Here is a 21835-nt window from a genome sequence, read left to right on the forward strand (position 1 = left end):
CCTAAAAAGGAAGGAGACCCAATGAATAATGAAACCCCTGTCAGCCAGCCGCTATACGGCCTGTTGCATACGGATGTCGAGGGATTCGATGTTCTGGCCGAGATGGCCCTTGATATGCGTTCGTCGTGGAATCATGCCACCGACCGGGTGTGGCGACAGCTGGACCCCGACCTCTGGGAGTTGACCAAGAACCCTTGGGTTGTCCTGCAGACGGTCTCGCGGGAGAAGCTCGAGGGTGTTCTGGCCGATCCCGTTTTCCGCAAAAAAACCGAGGATCTGGTGCAAAGCCGGCGAGATGCTTCTCAGGCGCCGGCGTGGTTTCAGCAAACCTATCCGCACTCGTCTTTGACCTGTGTTGCCTATTTCAGCATGGAGTTCATGCTGGGTGAGGCGTTGCCCATTTACTCCGGAGGGCTGGGCAATGTGGCCGGTGATCAGCTCAAGGCCGCCAGCGATCTGGGCGTTCCGGTGATCGGCGTGGGGCTGCTTTATCAACAAGGTTATTTTCGCCAACTGATCGACCGGGACGGCGCGCAACAGGCCCTCTACCCGTTTAACGATCCGGGCCAGTTGCCGATTACGCCGTTGCGCCGTCCCGACGGGGAGTGGTTGCGGATACAGCTCGACCTGCCCGGGCACGCGATCTGGTTGCGTGCCTGGCAGGTTCAGGTCGGCCGGGTGAAGCTTTATCTCCTGGACAGTAATGATGCGGCGAACTACCCGCCGTACCGCGGAATAACCAGTGAACTGTATGGCGGGGCGCCACATCAGCGCCTGATGCAGGAAGTGATTCTCGGAGTCGGCGGCTGGCGGCTGCTCGCCGCGCTCGGCATCGAACCGGAAGTCTGTCATCTGAACGAAGGGCATGCGGCACTCGCCGTGCTGGAGCGCGCGCGCAGTTTCATGCAGCAGACCGGGCAGCCCTTTGATGTCGCACTGGCCGCCACGCGCGCGGGTAATCTTTTCACCACCCACACGGCGGTGGCCGCCGGCTTCGACCGTTTCGCACCGGGCCTCATCGAACACTGTCTGGGTGGATACGCAAGCAACCAGCTCGGTATTACGCTCCAGGATTTGCTGGCGCTGGGTCGCCGGAATCCGGACGATCCGGCCGAGGATTTCAATATGGCGTATCTGGCGATCCGTGGCAGCGGAGCGGTGAATGGCGTGAGCCACCTGCATGGCAAGGTGAGCCGGCACCTGTTTGCGCCGCTGTTTCCACGCTGGCCGGTGGATGAGGTGCCAGTCGCACACGTGACTAACGGCGTTCATATGCCGACCTGGGATTCGGCGGCGGCGGATGACCTTTGGACCCGGGCTTGTGGCAAGGATCGCTGGCTGGGGACGACGGAAGCCCATGAGCAGCACATTCGCGCCCTCTCAGATGCCAGTCTGTGGCAATTTCGCCAGGCCGGCAGCAGGGCCGTGGTTGAATATGTCCGTGATCGATTATCCCGGGAGCTGGCCGCCTCCGGCGAGGCGCCCGAGGCCGCTGATGCTGCGAAACAGCTGTTTGATCCCGGCGTACTGACGCTGGGCTTCGCCCGTCGCTTCGCCACCTATAAGAGGCCGAACCTGCTGCTGCATGATCCGGAGCGCCTGTTGCGCCTGCTGACTGACCCCGAACGCCCGGTGCAGCTCATTATGGCCGGCAAGGCCCATCCGCAGGACCGGGAAGGCCAGGCCCTGATCCAGCAGTGGATGCATTTCATCCGGCGGCCCGAGGTACGCTCCCGGGTGATCTTCCTCAGCGACTATGACATGCACTTGGCGGAGCACCTGGTGCAGGGTGTGGACGTCTGGCTCAATACGCCTCGCCGGCCCTGGGAGGCCAGTGGCACCAGTGGGATGAAGGTACTTGTCAATGGTGGTATCAATCTGTCGGAACTGGACGGCTGGTGGGCCGAAGCCTACACGCCCGATGTGGGGTGGGCACTGGGGGACGGCCAGGAACATGGCGACGATCCGGCCCGGGATGCGGCTGAAGCCGATGCGCTGTACGACCTGCTCGAACGCGAAGTGATCCCCGAGTTCTATACGCGTGATGAACAAGGCATTCCCTCCGCCTGGGTGAACCGGATGCGCGAGAGCATGGCGCGGTTGACACCGCGCTTTTCTACCAACCGTACGGTGCGCGAATACACCGAGCAACACTACCTCCCGGCTGCCGCTGCATACCGTGAGCGGGCCGCTGGCAAAGGGGGAGTCGGCGCGGAACTGGTTGAATGGCGGCACGCGCTGGATCACAAATGGGCCGCGATACGCTTCGGCGACGTTGAGGTCGAGCCTGACGGTGAACAACACCTCTTCGAGGTTCAGGTCTACCTCGGAGACCTTGATCCGGAGGCCGTGCGGGTTGAGCTCTACGCCGACGGCAGGGACGGTAGCGCACCTGAACGGGTGGAGATGCAGCGCCTGCGGCAACCGACGGACGGCGAAAGCGGCTACAGCTATCGCGCAGCAGCCCCTGCGGCCCGCCCGGCGACAGACTATACCGCGCGACTCATGCCGCATCACAATGGTGTGGCGATCCCCCTGGAAGCTGCTCACATCCTTTGGCAACGGTGAGCGGGCGGGTATCGCGCATCCAGGAAGATCGCGAGTCGGGTTGGTGTCCTGGCGCGCAGGAGACACTCAGGAGAGATGAAAGCACGTATGACCAGGGAACACAGGTTTTCATGGCCGGTGCGCAGGCTTGCGCTGCTGGGGCTGGCGGGGGTTGCGGTGTTCGGGGCGGCAATTATCGCCCTGCACCTGACCGGCAGCGGGGTCGACTGGACCAGCGATTATGTCAGCGACCTGGCTAACCAGCCGTTTGGCTGGCTGTTCATGGTTGGCGCCTTCGTGCATGGCTGGGGTAACCTGGCGCTGACCCTGGCCCTGCGCGGCGCGCTGCGCCCGGGGCCGCTGCGGACCTGGTCGGTACTGCTGTTCGGCCTGGCCGCGGTCGGTATCCTGCTGGCGGCGTTGTTTCCCATCGAGGCACCCGGCCAGGCGCCGAACCTGCCCGGGCAGATACACCGGGGGGCAGCCAGCCTGGCGTTTGCACTGGAACTCGCCGCGCTGTTCGTGTTTTCAGCGGCCTTTCGCCGTCAGCTCGACTGGCGCCGCCAGCGCGCCGCCTCGCTGGTGCTGTCGGCGATCGCGGCGACGGCGGTGACGGCGTTCGTGATCGCCATTCAACTGGATATCGCGCCGGGCCTGGCGGAGCGTGTCGCGCTGGCGGTTTTCCTGGTCTGGGAAGTTTGGGCTTGCCTGCAGGTCATCCGGCCGCAACAGAAACCTGAGCCTGACCTGAAGCACTCCTATCCCTGACTTTGTGGAGGACCTGATCTTGAAAAACCTATACAAACCGAACAAGCCAGTGCCGGGCCGAGCCCGCCGGCGACGTGCCGACTCTGGAGATCCTGGCGGCGGTGGATATTCTGCGCCGCCACCTGCCCGAGCTCAGGGTGCGTGTGATCAACGTGGTGGATCTCATGACCCTGCAGGACCAGGCGGAACACCCGAACGGGCTGTCACACAAGGACTTCGACACCCTGTTCACGACCGATAAACCGATCATCTTCGCCTATCACGGGTATCCCTGGCTGATCCATCGCCTGACCTACCGGCGCACCAATCACAAGAACCTCCACGTGCGTGGCTACAAGGAGGAAGGCACCACCACGCCGTTCGACATGGTGGTGCGCAATGACATGGACCGTTTCCACCTGGTGGCGGATGTCATTGATCGGGTTCCGCAACTGGGGTCACGGGCCGCCTATCTCAAGCAATGGCTGCGTGACCGGCTGATCGAGCATCGGCATCACATCATCGAGCACGGCGTGGATATGCCGGAGATTACCCAATGGCGCTGGGGGGCAACCGCGGACCCCACCCGAAGTCAAGAATAATTCCCATGGCTACAGGCTCCCATGCCTGCAGCCAATAACGCTCGTCGCTGCGGAAAAGCCGGGTCGCTACTCCCGGCTTAACTCCACCTGCATCACATTGATACCTCCGGCGCGAAACATACCGGCACAGCTGGCCAGGTAAAACCGCCACTTTCGCACGAACATCTCGCTGTACCCGAGCGCCCGTATCGCCGGTATCTGTTCGTCGACGTTCGCCAGCCACTTTTCCAGCGTAATGGCGTAATCCTGCCCGAATTCGAACACATCGTTCACCACCAGGCCGCTATCGGCGGCAACAGCTTCAAAACGCTTTCTGGAAGGCAGCATACCACCGGGGAAAATATGTTCCCTCAAAAAGTCGTTGCCGGAGCGATATCGCTCAAATCGCTCCTCGGCAATGGTAATGGTCTGTATCATTGCCTTGCCGCCAGGTCTCAGGTAGTCGTGCACATCCCTCATGTAGGCGGGCCAGTACGATTCGCCAACGTGCTCAAACATCCCGATTGATACCAGGTAATCAAAGGGGCCGGACAGCTCCCGGTAGTCCTGTAAACGAACCTCGGCATTTTCCGCCAGTCCGGCGGACTCGAGTCGCTGGCGGGCATAATCCGCCTGTTCGCCGGACAGGGTCGCACCGGTCACATGGCATCCGTGTGTGGCTGCGATTTCCATGAAACCACCCCAGCCACAGCCTATTTCCAGAATGCGGCTTCCCGGTTCCGGTGCCAGTCGCTGAAGGATGCGTTCATATTTCGCTTTCTGGGCCTCGTAAAGCGAGAGGGACGTATTGCCGTCAAACAGGGCGCAGGAGTATGTCATGCTCCGGTCCAGCCAGAGCTGATAAAAGTCGTTGCCTAAATCATAGTGCTCCTGGACGTTCTTACGGCTGCGTTTCAGTGTATTGGAAGACAACCGGTGCCTGCACCAGTGCCATAACCTGAGCCATACGCTGGTGTGCAAAACCCGATCAAAAACAACGATATTGCCTGCGGCGAGGCGCATCAGGGCAAGCAAGTCGGGTGTGGACCATTTGCCTGCCATGTAGTCTTCGCCCAATCCCACGTCACCGTGGGTGATCAGGTGATCGATGACATCCCACTGCAGCAATGCCATTTCCGCATGCACACCGTCTTGTTTTCCTTCATGGCGGGTCGTCTTTCCATCCGGCCATGTAAGCGATAACGAACCGAACTGAAGAGATTTCAGCGCCTGCAGGAAAAGATTACGGTGAATTGCGCTCGTCTTTCCCGTTGGCTTTTCCCGGGACCCCAGGTGCCCGCCTTCCGGCAAGGATTCCCTGCTCATGCCTTTCCATCCTTACGCTGTTCCCAGCAAGTTTCAGTGGGTTAAAAAGTAGGTGGACTATCATTTATTAGGCAACTGCTGTTCGTCAAACCTTATCGGAAACTGGGACGCTTGCAGGAGTTACCGGAACTATGGAAGTCTTTTCCGGCCATCCGGACGTACTCCTGTATTTCCGGATGATCTTGGCTTACTTCGGCCCGGATCGATATCCAGGTTCACCAGGGCGCCCCTGTCGGCCAGGGAGTTGCCCAGGGTGCGATAACCCCCGGTGAGCTCATGCTCCACCGGGCACAGCGGATCCTCCAGCCATAAACCGACCCGGGCATTGCGGGCCATGGGGCCGCCCTCGACCAGATCCGGTCGGGACTGGGTGCCGGGCGGGCCGGGGATGTGGCCGCGGAAGGAAACCAGCGAGCGCGCGTTGCTTATCCGCTTCGCGGGCGCTGGCCAGTGCGCTGTGTTCATCCAGCGCCACAATCGCGTTGATGGCAGGGTTCTGGTCCCGGATTCTTTCCAGTAAGGCGGTAATCAGTGCCTCGCTGGTCAGGGTGCCGGCCTCCAGTTGTTTCAGGAGCTCATGGGCCGGCTGATAATGAGTCGGGGTGTCTTGTACATCCATGGATGTTCTCTTTTTTTGTTGGTCTTAAGGCCTGTCGCCAGCGAGTCACGGCAGCTCTGATCGCCAGTGTTTTACGTTCACCTGGTCCTTGACTGCGTCGATGATTTCGATAATCAGGTTAATCAAGGCCTCGTTCTGGGCTTCGTCGGCTTTCACTTCACCGGGTGTCGGCAGGAAAACATTCACGATGTCTTCAATGAAGGCGTGATTGGAGGCTGAAGCCAGGTCTTCGAGGATCTGGTGGATGACATGGGCAACGATGTCGCCGACCGCTTCTTCCAGGGTTTCCTGAATGGTGGGGCCCACCACCGGAAGATATTTCAGTCGTGACAGTTCCAGGTTCTGTTTGAGGGCATTATCCACTGTGTCTTCCAGGTAGCTCCTGAGGGCTCCGCGATTGGGTACGTAGCCTTCCTGGGCCGCCTCGGCAACCCGTTTGGAAATCCAGTCGGAGAGCATGTCCCGTCGGGGATAGAGAATGTCCTTCTGGATCTTGTCAAACAGCGGAGAGCCCAGTTTGACCTCCTGCTGCACGCCGCTCAGCACCTTCAGCACAATGCGATCAGAGAGCTCTTCCATAAAGGCTTCGTAATAGAAATTTACGAAGCGGTAGATCTTGGTGTTCGTAACGTCAATGATCTTGTACTGGTGCAGTCGATAGATGATGGAGATCACACGGAGGATACGGAGGAAACGCAGGCTTCCCACCGGAATACAGCCCACCAGGTCATACCAGTGAATAAACGGGTAGAAGTACCAGCGGTCGTAGATTTTTGCCTTGATGGCGTAACCCCAGCGGACGAAGAACTCGGTCAGGAATATGCTGACGAAGATCAGATCGTAAAAGATGAAGCGTTCATGGATGGGGTGGTAGGCCGACTGTATGGCCGGAGCATGCTCTTTCAGCAGATTCTGAACGGCTACAAAGTTATAGATCGAGTCCCAGATGATGAACGCCAGGTTGATGATCAGCAGGCCCAGCATCAGGAAATCAATGATGAACCAGACAAGCTGGTGGCTGGATTTCAGGTTTTCTCGATTTATCTTCAGCATTCGCCAGGGTCCGGTCTGTTGCTAAGTATCTGACAGGTTAGCTTATTTCAACGCCACAAACGACTCGCCCTTGAGCCGCTCAAGGCAGTCCGAAAGGCCAACCATGGATTAACTTGACCGTCTGCCATTAAACTCCCACGCTTGAACGGAAATCCTTCTTGTTACCACCAACACTGAAATAGCCGGATGCTATCAATCTATCAAGTCGTGAATTCGGGCCGGGTCCGGCTTTTGATCTTGTTGCTCTGCTGGCTGCCGTCGTGGGTTTGCGCGCAACAGGTCGTCGTGAACATGGAGGGAGACTACCCGGATCTGAAATCAAATGCCCAGGCGTTTATCGGGGAGGTTGAAGGCCGCAGTGCCAGTAATCTCAGGCGTTATGCCCCCACGGCCGTTGGTCAGGCCGAGGAGGCATTGCGGGCGCTCGGGTATTACAGCCCGTTGATTGATTGGCGGATTGAAGAGGGTGGTTCCGACACAACGGCAACGCTCGTTCTGTCCATTACACCGGGGGAGCCGGTGCGAGTTACGTCCCGGACCGTGGAGATCAGGGGGGCAGCTGCGTCAGATGAACGGTTTAACGCCGATCTGCCAGAGCACCCGGCGGAAGGCGACATTCTCAACCACGGTCAATATGCCAGCCTGCGAGACACCATCCAGACCCGTGCCCGACGGCGTGGCTATTTCGACGGCACATTTGTTACCCGTACCCTGGAAGTGGATCCGGCAACCCGAAGCGCTGCGGTTACGCTTATCTATGATAGCGGCGAAAGGTACCGGCTCGGAGAGGTAACCTTTGCCGAGGGACACTGGTTCGAGATCGGTCTACTGGAGCAGTTCGTTTCTTTCGAGCCAGGTATACCCTTCCATGCTGATGAAGTAGCAAGGCTCAACCGGGATCTCCTGAACAGCGGCTATTTCAGCAGTGTTGATATCGATGCCTCACCGGGTAGTGCCGAGGACGGCGTGATTCCGGTCCGCGTTGATCTCACCCGGCGCGAGGCCCGCTCTGTGGCGGCGGGCGTGGGGTTTTCGACCGATGTCGGACCCAGGTTCCGTGGAAACTGGCGGGAACACTGGATCAATCCCATGGGGCACAAGCGGGGCGCCGAGACAGAACTCTCGGTACCCAGGCAGAACCTGAGTACCTGGTACGAGCTGCCCCTGGATCCGCCCATGACCGACCTGATCCGCCTGAGCGCCGGTTACCAGCGCGAGGACATCGAGAATGTGGAATCGGAACTTCTGAGCCTGGGGCAGCAGTGGCAGCATCAGTTGGATAACGGCTGGCTACAGATATTGTCGCTGCGTTGGGAAGGTGAGCGCTTTAACATCGGCAATGACGAGAAAGGCACAAGCACACTCCTGCTGCCCGGTGCGGGATACTCGAAAATACACACGGACTCGCCACTGGACCCATCCCGGGGCTATCGCCTGCAGTTCGATGTTACCGGTTCGCATCGGGCGGCGCTGTCCGATGTGGATATCCTTCATGTAAACGCACTGGTCAAGGGGCTGTTTACGCTGGCGGACAAGCACCGGTTTCTGGGTCGTCTGCAGGCGGGGGCTGTGGCAACCAACCGGTTTGAAGATGTGCCTCCATCCCTGCGTTTCTTCGCTGGCGGTGACCAGAGTGTGCGAGGGTATGGCTATGAAACCCTGTCGCCAGAGAATGATAACGGCGTGCCGGTGGGCGGACGCTTCCTGATGGTTGGCAGTGCCGAGTATCAGTATCAGTTTGCGGACAAATGGCGTGCCGCCATGTTCGTCGACCACGGCAACGCGATCAACAATCCGAGCGACCCGCTGGCCACCGGCGCTGGTGTCGGCATACGCTGGATCAGCCCGGTCGGGCCGTTGAGGCTGGACATCGCCAAAGGGTTGGATCGTGAATTTGGCGGGGATTGGCGCATTCACTTTTCCATGGGGCCTGAGCTGTGACGAGGACACCGGAAACTTCGGAAGACAGGCCGCACAAGCCATCGGCACGCCCGCGCCGCCTCCGGTTTTGGCTGTTGGTAGGGCTGGCGGTATTGATTCTCGTGCCTGTCCTTGTGGTGGCCGCTGTTTTGCTGGCCCTGCGCTCTGAGACGGGAACCGCCTGGGTTATAGAACAGGTGCCAGGGCTTCAGGTGGAAAATGACCGGGGATCTCTGTTTGGTCGGTGGCAAGCCGACCACCTGAAATGGCGTGGTTACGGGGTCGAAGTGGTCGTTGAGTCGCCACTCGTGGACTGGTCCCCTTCCTGTCTGTTCCGAAAACAGCTCTGTATAGAGAATCTGGAAGCAGAGACGCTCGAAGTCTCGCAATTGCCTCCGACGGACAAAGCCGAAGGCGGGAGCCCCATTACACTGCCGGGCGTGGACCTGCCGCTGGCGCTGAATATCAGTGGCGTCCGGCTCGGGCCTTTTACCTTCAACGGCAACAAAGTCTGGGACCGGTTTGAGCTGGACGCCGGAGGGTCGGGCGCCGCCTGGAACATAAAGCGCGCCTGGTATCAGCTGGGTGAGTACACGGTGTCCGCCGCTGGCCGGATAGAAACCCGCCGGGACTGGCCTGTCAATCTGGAAGTCAAAGCGGATATCCCGCCGCCTTATGGAGACGAGTGGCTTCTCGACGCCCGGCTCTCCGGCAGCGTTCGGGACCTGATGGTCGCTGCATCCAGTCGTGGCTACCTGGATGCTGAACTCTCGGGGGAAGTCGAGCCGCTCGATCCGGCCCTGCCGGCACAGTTGAGGCTAACCTCGGATCAGTTCCGCGCAGCGCAGGCGCTGCCGGAGACCCTTGTGCTCAATGATTGGTCTGTGGACGCCAGGGGTAGCCTTCAGCAGGGGTTTCGCACCCGGGGGCAAGCTACGCTTCCGGGCACGACAGGCCCGGTACGGCTGACGCTGGAGGGCCTGGCGACGACTCGTGCGGCGGAGAACATCCGGATCGAGTTGGCCGCAGACAAGGAGAATGGTGCAGGGCAAGACACTGTGGTGGCCAATGGCAATGTCTCCTGGAGCGAGGGCCTCGAAGCCAGTGCCGACATCCGTTTGCGCGGATTTCCCTGGTATACGCTGATCCCGGGCTTTGAGCCGCCAGTGGTAACCCTTCGTTCCCTGGATGGCACCGTGTCCTGGCGTGAGGGGAACTACCATGCAGAGCTTCAAGCCGGTGTCGAGGGTCCCCAGGGCAACGCGGAACTGACCACCACGGTGGATGGCGATGCCGGGCAGACCACACTGACCAACCTGACCGTCAGCACAGGCGCCGGGTCTCTTACCGGCAACGGCTCGGTGAACTTTTCCGGGCCGCTTTCCTGGCAGGCGGCCTTGCGCCTGAAGGACTTCAATCCCGGTTATTGGGTACCTGTACTGGAAGCCAGTCTCAGCGGTGATGTGACGACCGAGGGACAACTCGGGGATGGACCGGTACCTGCCATGAATGCCGGATGGGATCTTGAGGGCGACTGGCGTTCCAATCCCGCGTCTCTGCAGGGACGGCTAGATACCTCATCAGGCAGTTGGGAGCTATCCGACCTGCAGTTGTTGGTGGGTGACAACCGTATTGAGGGTAGCGGTACCTGGGGCGACGTTCTGCGTGGTGATCTGGCTCTGAACCTGCCCGCGCCGGAAATTGTCCTGCCTGGCCTGACGGGGAATCTGCAAGCCACTCTGACGGCGGAGGGAACACCAGAGCGCCCGAGGGGCGAGCTGAGTGCAAGTGGCAAAAACCTGGGCTGGCAGGATAAGCTCGCCATTGAAACCCTCAGTCTTGAGGCCGATCTGCAGGACGGCATGCGCCTTGTCAGCCGTTTGCAGGCGGAGAACCTCAACGGGTTCGGGCAAGAGCTTGAAACGCTCACTCTGGAAGCCAATGGCACCCAGGGAAAGCACACCGTGAGCATCGGTGCACGTCATGCCGAGGCTGACCTTGAGCTGGTTTTCGCAGGAGAGGCCGGCGCTGACTGGAGAACCTGGCAGGGAGAGCTGTCCCGCGGCCTGATTGACCTTCCGGAACAGTCCCAGCAATGGCGGCTTCAGGCCCCGGCGACCCTGGCATACAAAGCCGATGGTGAGCTCACATTTGGCAATCATTGCTGGCGCTGGGAGGAGAGTACGGTTTGTGCCGAGGACCAGACACTGCTCCCGGTTCCCCGCATTGCCTATCGTATCGACCGCTTCCCAACCGTTGCCCTCGCTCCCTTGCTGCCAGAGACGTTACGCTGGGACGGTTGGATCAACGGAGAGGTTGATTTCACCACAACCGACGACGGCCCGGACGGACGCGTTTTCCTGGACGCCGGTGAAGGACAATTCCAGTTGCTGGTGGACGGCGAGTGGGAGTCACTCGCCTACAATACCCTGACAACCGAGGTCGGCCTGAAGCCGAGACAAGCCGACCTTGCGGTCCGTCTTTCCGGACCCGAGCTTGGCGATTTCACGCTGGATATGAACCTGGATCCGAACTCGGACGACCGTAGCGTTGAGGGTTCCTTCAGTCTCGAGGGTCTGGATATTGCCCTTGCAGGATTGCTTTCCGGACTGGACGAAGTTGCCGGTCGGGTGAACGGCCAGGGCCTGCTCTCCGGCCCGCTGATGAACCCGGCGGTGACCGGCGAACTGCACCTGGTGAATGGACGAGTTTCCGATCCCCGCTTGCCGGTACCGATCGAGGAGATGATCGCCAGCGTTCGGTTCGCCGGCTACTCGGCCGAGATCAGTGGCAGGATCCGGAGCAATGCGCGAAGCCAGACTATTTTGGATGGCGTAATCGACTGGCAACAGTCTCCCCGGGGCGAAATCACCATTTCCGGCAGCCGTGTGCCATTCAACCTGGAGCCTTATGCGCAGCTTGAGGTGGAGCCGGACCTGACCATTGTTTTCAGTGAGGGAGCCCTGGAAGTATCCGGACAGGTCGGAGTGCCGAGAGGCGACATAGAGATACAGGGTTTGCCGGAGCAGGCCGTATCGGTATCGGAGGATGAGGTCATTGTTGGTGTGGAGCGGGAAGAGCCCGTTGTCCGATCGCTGAATATGGATGTGACCGTGGTTGTTGGAGAAGATCAGGTGAATTTTGCCGCCTTCGGCGTGACCGGTGATCTGGAGGGATCTCTTCGCATTGGCAATGACATGGATACCCGTGGCACGCTCCAACTGGTCAATGGCCAGTATGAAGCCTATGGTCAGGAGCTCAAGCTCAGGCGGGCAAGACTGTTGTTCGTGGGCAACCTTACCCAACCCTATCTGGACATCGAGGCCGTCCGCACCGTGGATACCGTTGTGGCCGGTATTCGCCTGACCGGCCCGGTGCAGTCGCCCCAGACGGAAGTATTCTCCAACCCCGACATGCCTCAGACGGAGGCGCTTTCCTATGTCATTCTTGGCCGGGCGCCCCAGAGCCGGGGTGATGAGGGCCAGATGAGCCGGGCGGCGCTGTCCCTGGGACTGACCCAGGCCAACAAGGTGACTGGGCAAATTGGCGAAGAGTTAGGTATTCGCCAGCTCACCCTGGAAGCGGAGGGTTCCGGCGATCAGACGTCGGTGGTGGCGAGCGGGTATCTGACGGATGAGCTGAGTGTCCGCTACGGTGTCGGCATCTTCGAGCCGATCACCACGGTTGCTCTGCGCTACGATCTGGGCCGCTACTTCTATCTGGAGGCTGCCAGCGGGCTGGCGGCCTCCCTGGATATTTTCTACACCCGGGATTTCTGAGTTCAGTCCAGCTCGAAGGTGGCGCTCACTGAGGCCCGGATTTCCCGCTCACCCACGCTCGAGACCGTATCCGACATGGATTTTGCCTCCGCCATCATCATTGGTACCGGGCGGTGCCCGCCATTGATGTTGATGGTGACCACATCACCACAGGTCTGGTCGAGCTGACTGGCCACGAATCGGCAGCGGGCCTGGGCGTCTGCGATGGCTCTGGCCAGTGCTTCCTGTTCCATACCGGTCTCATCCGAGTGGAAGAACTGGTGAGGGCCGAGGTGGTAATCCAGGCCCACAGCCTGGGCCTGCTGGAGCAGGGGATTGAGCAGGGTAAGATCACTGATGCTGAAGCTGACGGTCTGGGAGGCGACGGCCTGTTTGCGGGGCTGCTCCTCCCTTTCAGGTGCGGGCAGAGTTCGGGTGTAAAGGTTTACCGACGCGTCTGAGTAATCATTGAGCTGATCCTGGTACTCGGTAATACCCTCGCGCCACTGCGCCATCAGAGCCGCTACCCGTTCGGTGGCCTTCTGGGGAAGCTCGTGCTCGGCACTGGCTGTGAACTGGAGTCGGGCGCTGTCGGGCTCGTATCGGACACTGCCCTCGCCGGTGAGCGTAACCTCACCTGCCATTGTCAGGGCAGGTACTGTGAGCGCGAGAGGGAGAATAAAACCGGACTTCAGGTTAAAACGGATCTTTCGGTTCCGTCCGTTCATGGTAGTGCCTCCTTTGGAAACCGTTGATGGATCAGGCGTCGTCGGAATCCGGTTCCAGGCGCGCCAGTTTGTATCGGCGGGCAGCATCCACGAACTGGCCAAAGATGCGCCGGTGTCCGCCATGGTAGAGCAAGTATTCCGGGTGCCATTGGATGCCCGTTAGCCATTGGCGTCCGGTGCTTTCAATAGCCTGTACGAACAGATCATTGTCCACGGCGGTTACGCGCAGGTTTCGGCCCAGGCGCTTGATGGCCTGGCTGTGAATCCGGTTGGCGCCGATCACCGGGGAGCGCATGGCTTGCTCAAGCCGGCTGTGCGTTACCAGTCGCACGGTTTGCAAGGGCAAGAGCAGCGGGCGATGCCGGGTATTGACCCTCAGCGGTGTCACGTTCTGGCACAGGGACCCACCGTGGAAAACGTTGATGAACTGGGCGCCGCGGCAAATCCCGAGCACGGGAATGCCAATGGCTTCAGCCTGCTCAAGCAGTGACTGATCGGTTTTATCCCGCTTGCGGTCATAATTGGCGGTAACCTGTGGCTCCTGCCCATAACGTTCAGGATGGACGTGGGTGCCGCCTGACAGCACCAGGCCATCAAGCATGGGTACGGCAACCCGTGAACCCGGACGAATATAGTGGGTCCGGGCACCGTGGAGGCGCAGGCCCAGACTGATCAGCCGATGGGCAAGGCTTTTTCGAGCGGGACCACTGATGCCGATCGTCAGGCCCGGAACCTCAAGTTCCTGTTCTTTGGACTCTTCAGACATACCCGTTTTTGGCCAGCCAGTCGTCAGTGGTTTCCCGCCAGCTGTGGGTCAGGTTGTGAAGATTCAGTTTACGCCGCTCCCGGAACAGTTGCCGTATATCGGCCAGGTCGTCGGGATTGTTGGCCAGTTGCTCCAGAACGACCCAGTCGTTCCAAACGGTTGAGAAATGCCAGCCGGGATTGTCGATGTCGCAATCCGGCAACCGGTAATGCAGGGTTGGCCTGCTTTTTATCCGGGGATCCTGAACATGGCGTTCCAGCCGTTCCTTGTCCAGGTGGGCAAACAGTGGAAGCAGGTCAAGCGCGCGATTGCGGGTAGGATTGAACTCCAGGTAATCCTCCATGAGCTCCCCGAGGTTTGGATGATAGTTATCCTCCATCAGGAGCTCTGTGTAGCGGCCGTGCCAGGGTTCGATGTAGGTGGTGAATTTGCGGCTGACGTCCAGTTGATGCCGGTACTTGAGCCATTCATACAGGGCCGCGAACGCTTGGAAATAACGAACCAGGGTCTCCGGGCTGAGGTCGGGCAACTCAGGATTAAGCTGCAGGCCAAACGCAAAATAGATGGCGTCCCGGCTGCCCAGTGCCCCGGCGTTTCGGAGTTTGTCGACGAGCGTTTCAATCACCTCGACGCTGGAAAACTTCAGAGGTGGGCTTATGATCTCGAGGGGTACCACGCGTTCGGCCGCGGCGTCGATCACATCCATCGCCTGTCCACCGAGTTCACGAATGGACTCGGGGAGGCGCTCATCCGCCAGATCAAGATCCTTGATCGGATCGGAATCAAGCTCAACCGTGAAGTCGCCAAGAGATGTCTGCAAGTTTGTCACATAGCGTGACTTGAGCTCAGGAGTGCCCTCCAGCATCTTCGCCGCCAATGTAACCAGCTCATCGTAGCCCAGACCAGACAGTTCGATCTCGACGCCAACCCGGCGTTCCTTCCCTTCGTTCGTCTCTAGGATGTCAGGCATCCTGCAGGCACTGACTTGAGTCATGGTGCTCCCTGGTTCGTGAGGAATAGTGCCCTAACCATATCACACCGCTGTTGATCCTCATTATTAAGCGGATGCAAGAAAATCAGGGAGCCGACTTTACACTGGATAAAACACTGTATATAGTCAGTTTACTGTATAAAAAAACAGGGCCACCGGAGCCACTCTTACGAGAGGCCGATGTTTGCAGCGGCCCGATCCCGATATAGCGGAGTAGCTTGATGAAGCTGACAGCAAGGCAGTCCCAGGTACTGGATATTATTCGCCGATACGTCGACGAGACCGGCTATCCGCCAACCCGTGCTGAAATCGCGGCAGAACTGGGCTTCCGTTCGGCCAACGCCGCGGAAGAACATCTCCGGGCATTGGCAAGGAAAGGTGCCATCGAGATGGTGCCGGGAGCGAGCCGCGGCATCCGTCTGCCTGAGGCGGAAGAGGACCTGGGCCTCCCGGTCATTGGTCAGGTCGCTGCCGGTAGTCCGATCCTTGCTCAGGAGCACATCGAGGATCACTGCACACTGCAGCCAGAATTCTTTTCGCCGTCTGCAGATTATCTTCTGCGGGTCCGGGGCATGAGCATGAAAGACATCGGTATTCTCGATGGCGACCTGCTGGCAGTTCACAGTACCCAGGATGTTCACAACGGCCAGGTGGTTGTTGCCCGGGTTGGCGATGAGGTCACGGTAAAGCGTTTCCGCAAGGAAGGCTCGAAAGTCTACCTGATTGCCGAAAACGAAGAATTCGCACCGATCGAAGTGGACCTGACCGAACAGGAGCTGTTCATCGAGGGTCTGGGTGTTGGTGTTATCCGCCGCTCTGACCTGCACTGAGCGGTTCGGATAGCCTCAGATAGTTTGAATAACGGGTGAATTATGGAACAAATGAGCTTTAATCAGAATCTGGCCTACAACCCCAATGCTCTGTCCTGTTCAGTGTCGGCAACCGCCGCCCGCGAGCGACGTTCCGTCATTCGCGCCCGACGCGCTCCGGAAACCACCGAACCCAAAGTCTGTGGCAATGTGACTGAGATCATTCTGCCGGAAGGCCAGGTAGAAAATTTCCAGCTGCTGTTGCCAATGCTAACCCAGCTGAATCAGGAGAAGCGCTGGCTGGCCTGGATCGACCCGCCCCAGGCGCTGGTCAGCAAGTGGCAAAAAATGCACGGGATTGTCGCCGGCGAATTGCTGGTGCTGCGTTCAACACCGGACTATCCTGCCCAGGACCTGGCAGAGCGAGCCCTCAGTGCCGGCACCTGTCACGCGGTGGTCATGTGGACCCGTAAACTGGGGCGAACTGCCTTCGAATCCCTGCAAAGAGCCTCGGCCGAGGGCAATAGCCACGGCGTCGTTCTCAGGCAGCGTTAACCGATCAATGCAGAGTGTAGGAGGGCTGGGCGTCTGAGGCGTCCAGTTCGTCATCTTCCCAGTCGATATCGTGGGCAACATTGCCTACAGCCTCAATGCCAGCTGCAATCATTGCTTTGGCAACCGACATATCCCGATCTTCCATCATTTCCCGGGCTTCTTCCGAAAAAGAGATTTTTACCAGTGGCGCACTGTCATCATCAATGCGGCGCAGGGCGTAATCGCCATTGGTCAATTGCACGATTTCAAAAAACGATGGTGACATTCAATAAACCTTCAAGTTAATACGATTTGAATAACCGGAGCTGGGAGTGGCTTACCACTCGCTGTGCTGCTCTTCCAGATCGTCGGCAAAATGTTTGACGGCGGTCAGCGTTTTCATCAAAGCAGCCGACGATCGATCCGGGCCGGAATCGGCCGATACCGCAATGATGTTTTCTTCGCTCACGGTTTTTTTGGTCGCCGGGGGTCTGCTTTGGGCGCGCTCGAGTTGCTCCAGATGGTTCCACCAACTCCCGGATCGCTGTTCCAGCTCCTTCAGGCGGCCAACTTCACTCGGTTCTGGCCCGATAAGAGCGACCAGCTCATCAAGGGTTGAAGGCTCCTCTGATTTTCTCTGGTATAGCCTCGCAACCATGACCAGCAACAGTTTTCGAGACCGCAGAAGCAGCTCGATCGCCCCCTGAATAGCGGCCTCCCGGCGCAGCGCCTGTTCCGCCTCGTTGGGACGTTGTTCCTGAGCCTCGTCTGTGGGCCGGTCGAGTGGCTGAAGCAGCGTGCGGGCGAGAAAGAGCTTTTGAGAAACCAGTGAGTGCCATTGCGAGGCCATGGAATACCTTCAATCCCCCAGCGCGGGTATAACCCCGAAAATTAATTCGTCACTATATCATTTTCGCTATCAAATTTCTTCCATTCTCTGTGCGGTGAGGTTTCACAATAAAACACAAACATTCACTTGAAACGACCGTTTGAATTTGGCAAAAAGGCGCCCGGCTGTGCGAGTTCTGCTCGTGGCGGCTACCCAACAGCATGAATTTCTGGAGGTATAAGGGATGCGAAGCCAACTGGTTGCAGGTGTCGCACTGGTTTTTCTCGGGTTTTCCGGACAGGCCCTGTCCAAGGTCACGGCCGCCGAGGCCGAGCGGCTGGGTGGTGAACTGACCCCGGTCGGAGCCGAAAAGGCGGGCAACCGCTCAGGCAGCATACCCGAATGGACCGGAGGTTTGGCCACGCCGCCGGACGGCTGGCGTGAGGGGCAAGTGGAAATTAACCCGTTTCCCGAAGATGAAGCTCTTTTCGTTATTACCTCCAACAACCTGGAGCTATACAGGGACAAGCTTTCAGACGGTCACATTGCCATGCTGGAGAAGTATGGGCCCGACTTCTTCATGCCGGTTTACCAGACCCGACGGACTGCTGCGTTTCCCGAGCACGTCTACGACAAATTTCGTGAGAACGCGCTGACAGCGCAGTTGCTGGACAACGGTAACGGCGTTCGCGACACCATCATGACCAGTCCCTTCCCGATTCCAAAAAATGGTCTGGAGGTTATCTGGAACCATATCCTGCGCTATCGGGGCGAAGAAATTTCCCTGCGTAGTGCCTCTGCAACGCCCCAGAGGGATGGCTCCTACAACCCGGTGGTCAATGATTACGACTACTTCTTCGCATACAGCCAGAGGGGTGCGGAGCTGGCGGAAATCGATAACAAGATTTTTTACCTGAAGACGGACACTGTCTCGCCGTCGTCACTGGCCGGCACCATCACGCTGGTGCATGAAACGCTTGACCAGGTGCGGTCGCCGCGTCTTGCGTGGCGGTATGATTCCGGTTCCCGTCGTCTTCGTCGGTCGCCCAACCTGGCCTACGAAACCGACCTGCCGAATTCATCCTCGCTGCGGTCCGTCGACCAGAAAGACATGTACAACGGTGCGCCTAACCAATACGACTGGGAGCTGAAAGGCAAGCGCGAGCTGTTCGTGCCCTACAATGCCTACAAGCTTCACGGGCCAGAAATCGAAGCCGACGATGTGATTCGTCCGGGCCATATCAATCAGCAGCTTACCCGCTACGAACTGCATCGGGTTTGGGTCGTCGAAGCGAAACGCCGTACCGGTATCAGCCACATTTATGATCGCCGCGTGTTTTACGTGGATGAAGACAGCTGGCAGATCCTCGCGTCCGAGGAATACGATGCAGAGGGGAATCTGTGGCGTGTGTCGGAAGCTCACAACATCAGCTATTACAGTGAGCCGGTATTCTGGACTACCATGGAAATGACTTACGACCTGAAGGCGGAGCGTTATTACGTTGATGGGCTGGATAATGGATTCCCGGCGTACGATTTCGCCCCGGGGTTCCGTGGCAACGAATTTACTGCCTCCGCCGCCCGTCGTGCCGCTCGCCGCTGATTTCCAAGGAGACTGACATGGCAGACCCGCAAGCTCACCTGGACCACCTGGATAGACTGATGGGGGATCTCGGTCGCGCCCTGGCCGAAAAGGACTGGGACGCGATGGCGGGGCTGAACGAGCAGGTGAAGCCGGCAGTCGAGCCGCTGATGGCTGCCCTGGAAGCGGGAGAGGTTGATGCGGAGCCGGTGAGGCTCCGCTTGCAGGAACTACAGCAGTTTATTGACGCCGCCGATGAATCGGCCCGAATGGCCCGCAAGGAGGCGGAAGATGGGCTGAAGGGTGTAAACAGGAACCGGAGTGCGGCGAAGGCCTACCAGAACGTTTCTTCGAATCGACCAAAATAGCGTCATAAAATTGACTCTGGGGTTCTTACAGTCTTAAATACCGCACAAATCCCCCAAGAGATTCGGTTGAATGTCTAAAAATAACAAAGTGCTGGTGCTGAGCGAGGATGATTCAAGATTGCGGGACATAGTCACCATTCTTGAGTTCATTGGCGAGGAGCAGGTCCTTGCCGGCGATGAAGCCAGGGCACTTTTGAGCAGTGGTGATGAGGAAAGCCTTTCAGATATCGCAGTCGCGGTGGTGAATGGCGAGGAGGCAGGAGCCACCGAGGCGATCACCGCTGTGTGTGATGCCGTTCAGGGCGTACCGTTTCTGGTTGTTGGTCACCCTGAACTCAAGGGACTGTCCGATGAGATCAGCGGTCGCATCATTGCTCGCATGGAATGGCCGCTCAATTACACCAAGTTCGTTGATTCGCTCTACCGGGCCCAGATCTATCGGGATCAGTTCACCCGCTCCCGGGAGCGTGGCCAGCAGCGCGGTTTGCAGCTCTTCCGGAGCCTTGTGGGAACCAGCCGAAAAGTCCAGCAGGTACGCCAGCTGATGGAGCAGGTGGCGGATAAGGACGTCAGCGTTCTCATTACCGGTGAGTCCGGTACCGGCAAGGAGGTGGTCGCCCGCAACCTGCATTACCATTCTTCCCGTCGTGATAAACCATTTGTTCCGGTGAACTGTGGTGCCATTCCGGCGGAGCTGCTGGAAAGCGAGCTGTTCGGCCATGAAAAAGGGGCCTTTACCGGAGCCATCACGGCCCGGGTAGGGCGCTTCGAGATGGCCGAGGGGGGCACTCTGTTTCTCGATGAGATCGGAGACATGCCGCTCAACATGCAGGTCAAGATTCTCCGGGTTCTGCAGGAGCGTACCTTCGAGCGGGTGGGCAGCAATCGGACCCAGTCGGCCGATGTGCGGGTAATCGCCGCCACTCACAAGCATCTGGAAGACATGATCGAGTCCGGGGATTTCCGGGAAGATCTCTATTATCGCCTGAATGTGTTCCCCATCGAAATGCCGGCCCTTCGCGAGCGAGTGGAAGATATTCCCTTGCTGATCAACGAGCTTATTTCCCGGATGGAGAAGGAGAAGCGTGGCTCGCTGCGGATGAACTCCGCGGCCATCATGAGTCTGTGCAGGCACGACTGGCCCGGTAACGTGCGTGAACTGGCGAATCTTGTCGAACGCCTGTCGATCATGCATCCCTATGGTGTAATCGGCGTGCAGGAGCTGCCCAAGAAGTTCCGCTACGTTGACGACTATGATGAGAATCGCCCGGTGGAGGACACGGGTATGCCTTCCGGTATTCCTGGCCTGGTGGGCCTGGATGCCCCGGCATTGCTGCCGGTGAACGGTATCGACCTGAAGGATTACCTCTCCAACCTCGAGAAACAGCTGATCCAGCAGGCGCTCGACGAGGCCGGCGGCGTTGTGGCCAGGGCTGCCGAGAAGCTGCGGATCCGACGCACTACTCTGGTAGAGAAGGTTCGAAAGTACGGGCTGCGGGAAGAGGAATCTGAGGAGTCCTGAGCAGGATCGCCCGGAATTTAGAGCTCCCTGAACGGCGTCAAAGGTTCGTAACCTGAGGCGCCGTTTCCGTTTCTGACCGACGTAAAATTGTCATTCTACTCTTTCAAGAATCTCCTTGCCTTTGAAATATATAGAAAAAATCAAGTTGGCACGTTGCTGGCTTACAAACCTGCAAACGAAGTATCCGAACTATGAGGTCCGAACCGACGGGCCGATCGGGGAGTCAGGTTATGAGTCAGGCACAATTTGTTCTTCAGTCCGGCGCGGGCGGCACAAAGACCAACGCTGCGGCGGACGTCAATGACAAGGTTACCGCCCTGTTTCCGGAACAGGACGATGAGGCGGTGGATACCGCCCTGGAATTGTTCAACCGGATGTCGCGGCAGATCACTGACTCCTACCGGACCCTCGAATCCCGGGTCAACCAGCTTTCCGGCGAGCTGAACCAGGAATCGCTCCAGCGTCAGCAGGAGCTTGAAGAAAAAGAGCAGCTGGCAGATCGTCTGTCCACCTTGCTGAACGCACTGCCTGCCGGCGTTGTCGTTCTGGATAGCCAGGGCGTGGTAACGCAGACCAACCCGGCAGCTATTGCGCTTCTGGGGGAGCCCCTTGACGGTGCCCGCTGGGTTGATGTCATCCATCGCTGCTTTGCGCCCCGGCGGGACGATGGCCACGAAGTATCTCTGAAGGATGGTCGCAGGGTCAGCATCGAGATCCGGACCATGGAAAACCAGCCCGGCCAGTTAATCCTGCTGACAGACCTAACCGAAACCCGGTACCTTCAGGCGCAGCTGGCTCACGCCCAGCGTCTGTCTGCCATGGGCAAGATGGTTGCGTCTCTCGCTCACCAGATCCGTACCCCGCTGTCCGCGGCCATTCTTTACGGTGGCCATCTGAGCCAGGAGGATCTGGACGAAGAAATGCGTCAGCGCTGTGCTTCCCGCCTGATGTCGCGCCTGACCCACCTGGAACAGCAGGTGCGGGATATGCTCATTTTCGCCCGGGGCGAAACCCGGCTGGCCGAGGAGTTATCTGCCGACAAACTGGTCTCTGCACTGGCATCGGCAGTCGAGGGGCTGAAGCCGGCTCCGGGCGCGACAGTGAATCTCGAGAACAAAATCTCCAGCGACTGCCGGCTGATGTGTAATCGGGATG

Annotated in this window: 19 protein-coding genes; 11 read left to right on the top strand and 8 right to left on the bottom strand. The window is 58.9% G+C overall.

From position 1 onward, the window contains the following. Nucleotides 1-21: 21 nt before the first annotated feature. The 3 genes from glgP (at nucleotide 22) to KYE_RS20735 (ending at nucleotide 3896) form a co-directional block, all read left to right on the top strand. Nucleotides 22-2568 carry an alpha-glucan family phosphorylase gene (gene glgP, locus KYE_RS20725; protein WP_008177425.1) on the top strand — a complete coding sequence of 849 codons (2547 nt, stop codon included), beginning with the start codon at nucleotides 22-24 and terminating at the stop codon, nucleotides 2566-2568. 75 nt (nucleotides 2569-2643) lie between these two features. Continuing rightward, nucleotides 2644-3315: a DUF998 domain-containing protein gene (locus KYE_RS20730; protein WP_008177427.1), complete on the top strand. Its 672-nt coding sequence runs from the start codon at nucleotides 2644-2646 to the stop codon at nucleotides 3313-3315. Between the two features lie 74 nt (nucleotides 3316-3389). Next, the gene (locus KYE_RS20735) at nucleotides 3390-3896 is read left to right on the top strand and encodes a phosphoketolase (RefSeq protein ID WP_008177429.1); all 507 of its coding nucleotides are present in this window, start codon (nucleotides 3390-3392) and stop codon (nucleotides 3894-3896) included. 66 nt (nucleotides 3897-3962) lie between these two features. Here KYE_RS20735 and KYE_RS20740 read toward each other — a convergent pair whose 3' ends face one another. The 3 genes from KYE_RS20740 to KYE_RS20750 form a co-directional block, all read right to left on the bottom strand. Then, entirely contained in the window at nucleotides 3963-5201 is a 1239-nt protein-coding gene (locus KYE_RS20740) for an SAM-dependent methyltransferase (protein WP_008177432.1), read from the bottom strand. Nucleotides 5202-5330: 129 nt separating this feature from the next. Next, a complete protein-coding gene (locus tag KYE_RS22095; protein WP_039882193.1) occupies nucleotides 5331-5666 on the bottom strand; it encodes a hypothetical protein in 336 nt (111 codons plus the stop codon). A 199-nt stretch (nucleotides 5667-5865) separates the two neighbouring features. Continuing rightward, a complete protein-coding gene (locus KYE_RS20750; RefSeq protein WP_008177437.1) occupies nucleotides 5866-6873 on the bottom strand; it encodes a hypothetical protein in 1008 nt (335 codons plus the stop codon). 291 nt (nucleotides 6874-7164) lie between these two features. Between KYE_RS20750 and KYE_RS20755 the strand changes: the two genes are divergently transcribed. Both KYE_RS20755 and KYE_RS20760 read left to right on the top strand, forming a co-directional pair. After that, nucleotides 7165-8814 carry an autotransporter assembly complex protein TamA gene (locus tag KYE_RS20755; protein WP_008177438.1) on the top strand — a complete coding sequence of 550 codons (1650 nt, stop codon included), beginning with the start codon at nucleotides 7165-7167 and terminating at the stop codon, nucleotides 8812-8814. A gap of 74 nt (nucleotides 8815-8888) precedes the next feature. Continuing rightward, a complete protein-coding gene (locus tag KYE_RS20760; RefSeq protein ID WP_008177440.1) occupies nucleotides 8889-12572 on the top strand; it encodes a translocation/assembly module TamB domain-containing protein in 3684 nt (1227 codons plus the stop codon). Nucleotides 12573-12574: 2 nt separating this feature from the next. Here the strand turns inward: KYE_RS20760 and KYE_RS20765 are convergent, their stop codons facing one another. From KYE_RS20765 to KYE_RS20775, 3 genes are read right to left on the bottom strand one after another with little or no spacing between them, the layout of a single operon-like run. Further along, a complete protein-coding gene (locus tag KYE_RS20765) occupies nucleotides 12575-13279 on the bottom strand; it encodes an SIMPL domain-containing protein (protein WP_008177442.1) in 705 nt (234 codons plus the stop codon). Nucleotides 13280-13310: 31 nt separating this feature from the next. Continuing rightward, nucleotides 13311-14045 (bottom strand): gamma-glutamyl-gamma-aminobutyrate hydrolase family protein, encoded by a 735-nt coding sequence (locus KYE_RS20770; RefSeq protein WP_008177443.1) that lies wholly within the window; start codon nucleotides 14043-14045, stop codon nucleotides 13311-13313. Next, complete coding sequence (locus tag KYE_RS20775) at nucleotides 14038-15039, bottom strand: amidoligase family protein (protein WP_008177446.1); 1002 nt, start codon at nucleotides 15037-15039, stop codon at nucleotides 14038-14040. The genes KYE_RS20770 and KYE_RS20775 overlap by 8 nt, the downstream gene beginning before the upstream one ends. Nucleotides 15040-15254: 215 nt before the next feature. Between KYE_RS20775 and lexA the strand changes: the two genes are divergently transcribed. Together lexA and KYE_RS20785 are read left to right on the top strand one after the other, a co-directional pair. Further along, entirely contained in the window at nucleotides 15255-15866 is a 612-nt protein-coding gene (gene lexA, locus KYE_RS20780; protein WP_008177448.1) for a transcriptional repressor LexA, read from the top strand. 42 nt (nucleotides 15867-15908) lie between these two features. Continuing rightward, nucleotides 15909-16400 (top strand): cell division inhibitor SulA, encoded by a 492-nt coding sequence (locus KYE_RS20785; RefSeq protein ID WP_008177450.1) that lies wholly within the window; start codon nucleotides 15909-15911, stop codon nucleotides 16398-16400. Nucleotides 16401-16404: 4 nt separating this feature from the next. On the opposite strand, the gene KYE_RS20790 is transcribed toward KYE_RS20785, so the two are convergent. Continuing rightward, entirely contained in the window at nucleotides 16405-16665 is a 261-nt protein-coding gene (locus tag KYE_RS20790; RefSeq protein WP_008177453.1) for a hypothetical protein, read from the bottom strand. Between the two features lie 51 nt (nucleotides 16666-16716). Then, nucleotides 16717-17229, bottom strand: coding sequence for a DUF6586 family protein (locus KYE_RS20795; protein WP_008177455.1), 513 nt, complete (start codon nucleotides 17227-17229; stop codon nucleotides 16717-16719). A 223-nt stretch (nucleotides 17230-17452) separates the two neighbouring features. On the opposite strand from KYE_RS20795, the gene KYE_RS20800 reads away from it, so the two are divergent. The 4 genes from KYE_RS20800 to KYE_RS20815 form a co-directional block, all read left to right on the top strand. Beyond that, nucleotides 17453-18811, top strand: a complete 1359-nt coding sequence (locus KYE_RS20800; RefSeq protein WP_008177457.1) for a DUF1329 domain-containing protein — start codon at nucleotides 17453-17455, stop codon at nucleotides 18809-18811. A 17-nt stretch (nucleotides 18812-18828) separates the two neighbouring features. Next, the gene (locus KYE_RS20805) at nucleotides 18829-19158 is read left to right on the top strand and encodes a hypothetical protein (RefSeq protein ID WP_008177459.1); all 330 of its coding nucleotides are present in this window, start codon (nucleotides 18829-18831) and stop codon (nucleotides 19156-19158) included. Nucleotides 19159-19228: 70 nt separating this feature from the next. Continuing rightward, the gene (locus KYE_RS20810) at nucleotides 19229-20680 is read left to right on the top strand and encodes a sigma-54 dependent transcriptional regulator (RefSeq protein WP_008177460.1); all 1452 of its coding nucleotides are present in this window, start codon (nucleotides 19229-19231) and stop codon (nucleotides 20678-20680) included. A gap of 230 nt (nucleotides 20681-20910) precedes the next feature. Then, the coding region (locus KYE_RS20815; RefSeq protein ID WP_008177462.1) for a sensor histidine kinase at nucleotides 20911-21835 on the top strand (925 nt) is incomplete at its 3' end.

Source organism: Marinobacter manganoxydans MnI7-9 (assembly GCF_000235625.1).
Taxonomy (GTDB): domain Bacteria; phylum Pseudomonadota; class Gammaproteobacteria; order Pseudomonadales; family Oleiphilaceae; genus Marinobacter; species Marinobacter manganoxydans.

Bases quoted from the DNA above. Each gene is read 5' to 3' on its own strand.
- glgP (WP_008177425.1), top strand. From the start codon at position 22: ATGAATAATGAAACCCCTGTCAGCCAGCCGCTATACGGCCTGTTGCAT.
- KYE_RS20730 (WP_008177427.1), top strand. From the start codon at position 2,644: ATGAAAGCACGTATGACCAGGGAACACAGGTTTTCATGGCCGGTGCGC.
- KYE_RS20740 (WP_008177432.1), bottom strand. From the start codon at position 5,201: ATGAGCAGGGAATCCTTGCCGGAAGGCGGGCACCTGGGGTCCCGGGAA.
- KYE_RS22095 (WP_039882193.1), bottom strand. From the start codon at position 5,666: ATGAACACAGCGCACTGGCCAGCGCCCGCGAAGCGGATAAGCAACGCG.
- KYE_RS20750 (WP_008177437.1), bottom strand. From the start codon at position 6,873: ATGCTGAAGATAAATCGAGAAAACCTGAAATCCAGCCACCAGCTTGTC.
- KYE_RS20755 (WP_008177438.1), top strand. From the start codon at position 7,165: ATGGAGGGAGACTACCCGGATCTGAAATCAAATGCCCAGGCGTTTATC.
- KYE_RS20765 (WP_008177442.1), bottom strand. From the start codon at position 13,279: ATGAACGGACGGAACCGAAAGATCCGTTTTAACCTGAAGTCCGGTTTT.
- KYE_RS20770 (WP_008177443.1), bottom strand. From the start codon at position 14,045: ATGTCTGAAGAGTCCAAAGAACAGGAACTTGAGGTTCCGGGCCTGACG.
- KYE_RS20775 (WP_008177446.1), bottom strand. From the start codon at position 15,039: ATGACTCAAGTCAGTGCCTGCAGGATGCCTGACATCCTAGAGACGAAC.
- KYE_RS20785 (WP_008177450.1), top strand. From the start codon at position 15,909: ATGGAACAAATGAGCTTTAATCAGAATCTGGCCTACAACCCCAATGCT.
- KYE_RS20790 (WP_008177453.1), bottom strand. From the start codon at position 16,665: ATGTCACCATCGTTTTTTGAAATCGTGCAATTGACCAATGGCGATTAC.
- KYE_RS20795 (WP_008177455.1), bottom strand. From the start codon at position 17,229: ATGGCCTCGCAATGGCACTCACTGGTTTCTCAAAAGCTCTTTCTCGCC.
- KYE_RS20800 (WP_008177457.1), top strand. From the start codon at position 17,453: ATGCGAAGCCAACTGGTTGCAGGTGTCGCACTGGTTTTTCTCGGGTTT.
- KYE_RS20805 (WP_008177459.1), top strand. From the start codon at position 18,829: ATGGCAGACCCGCAAGCTCACCTGGACCACCTGGATAGACTGATGGGG.
- KYE_RS20810 (WP_008177460.1), top strand. From the start codon at position 19,229: ATGTCTAAAAATAACAAAGTGCTGGTGCTGAGCGAGGATGATTCAAGA.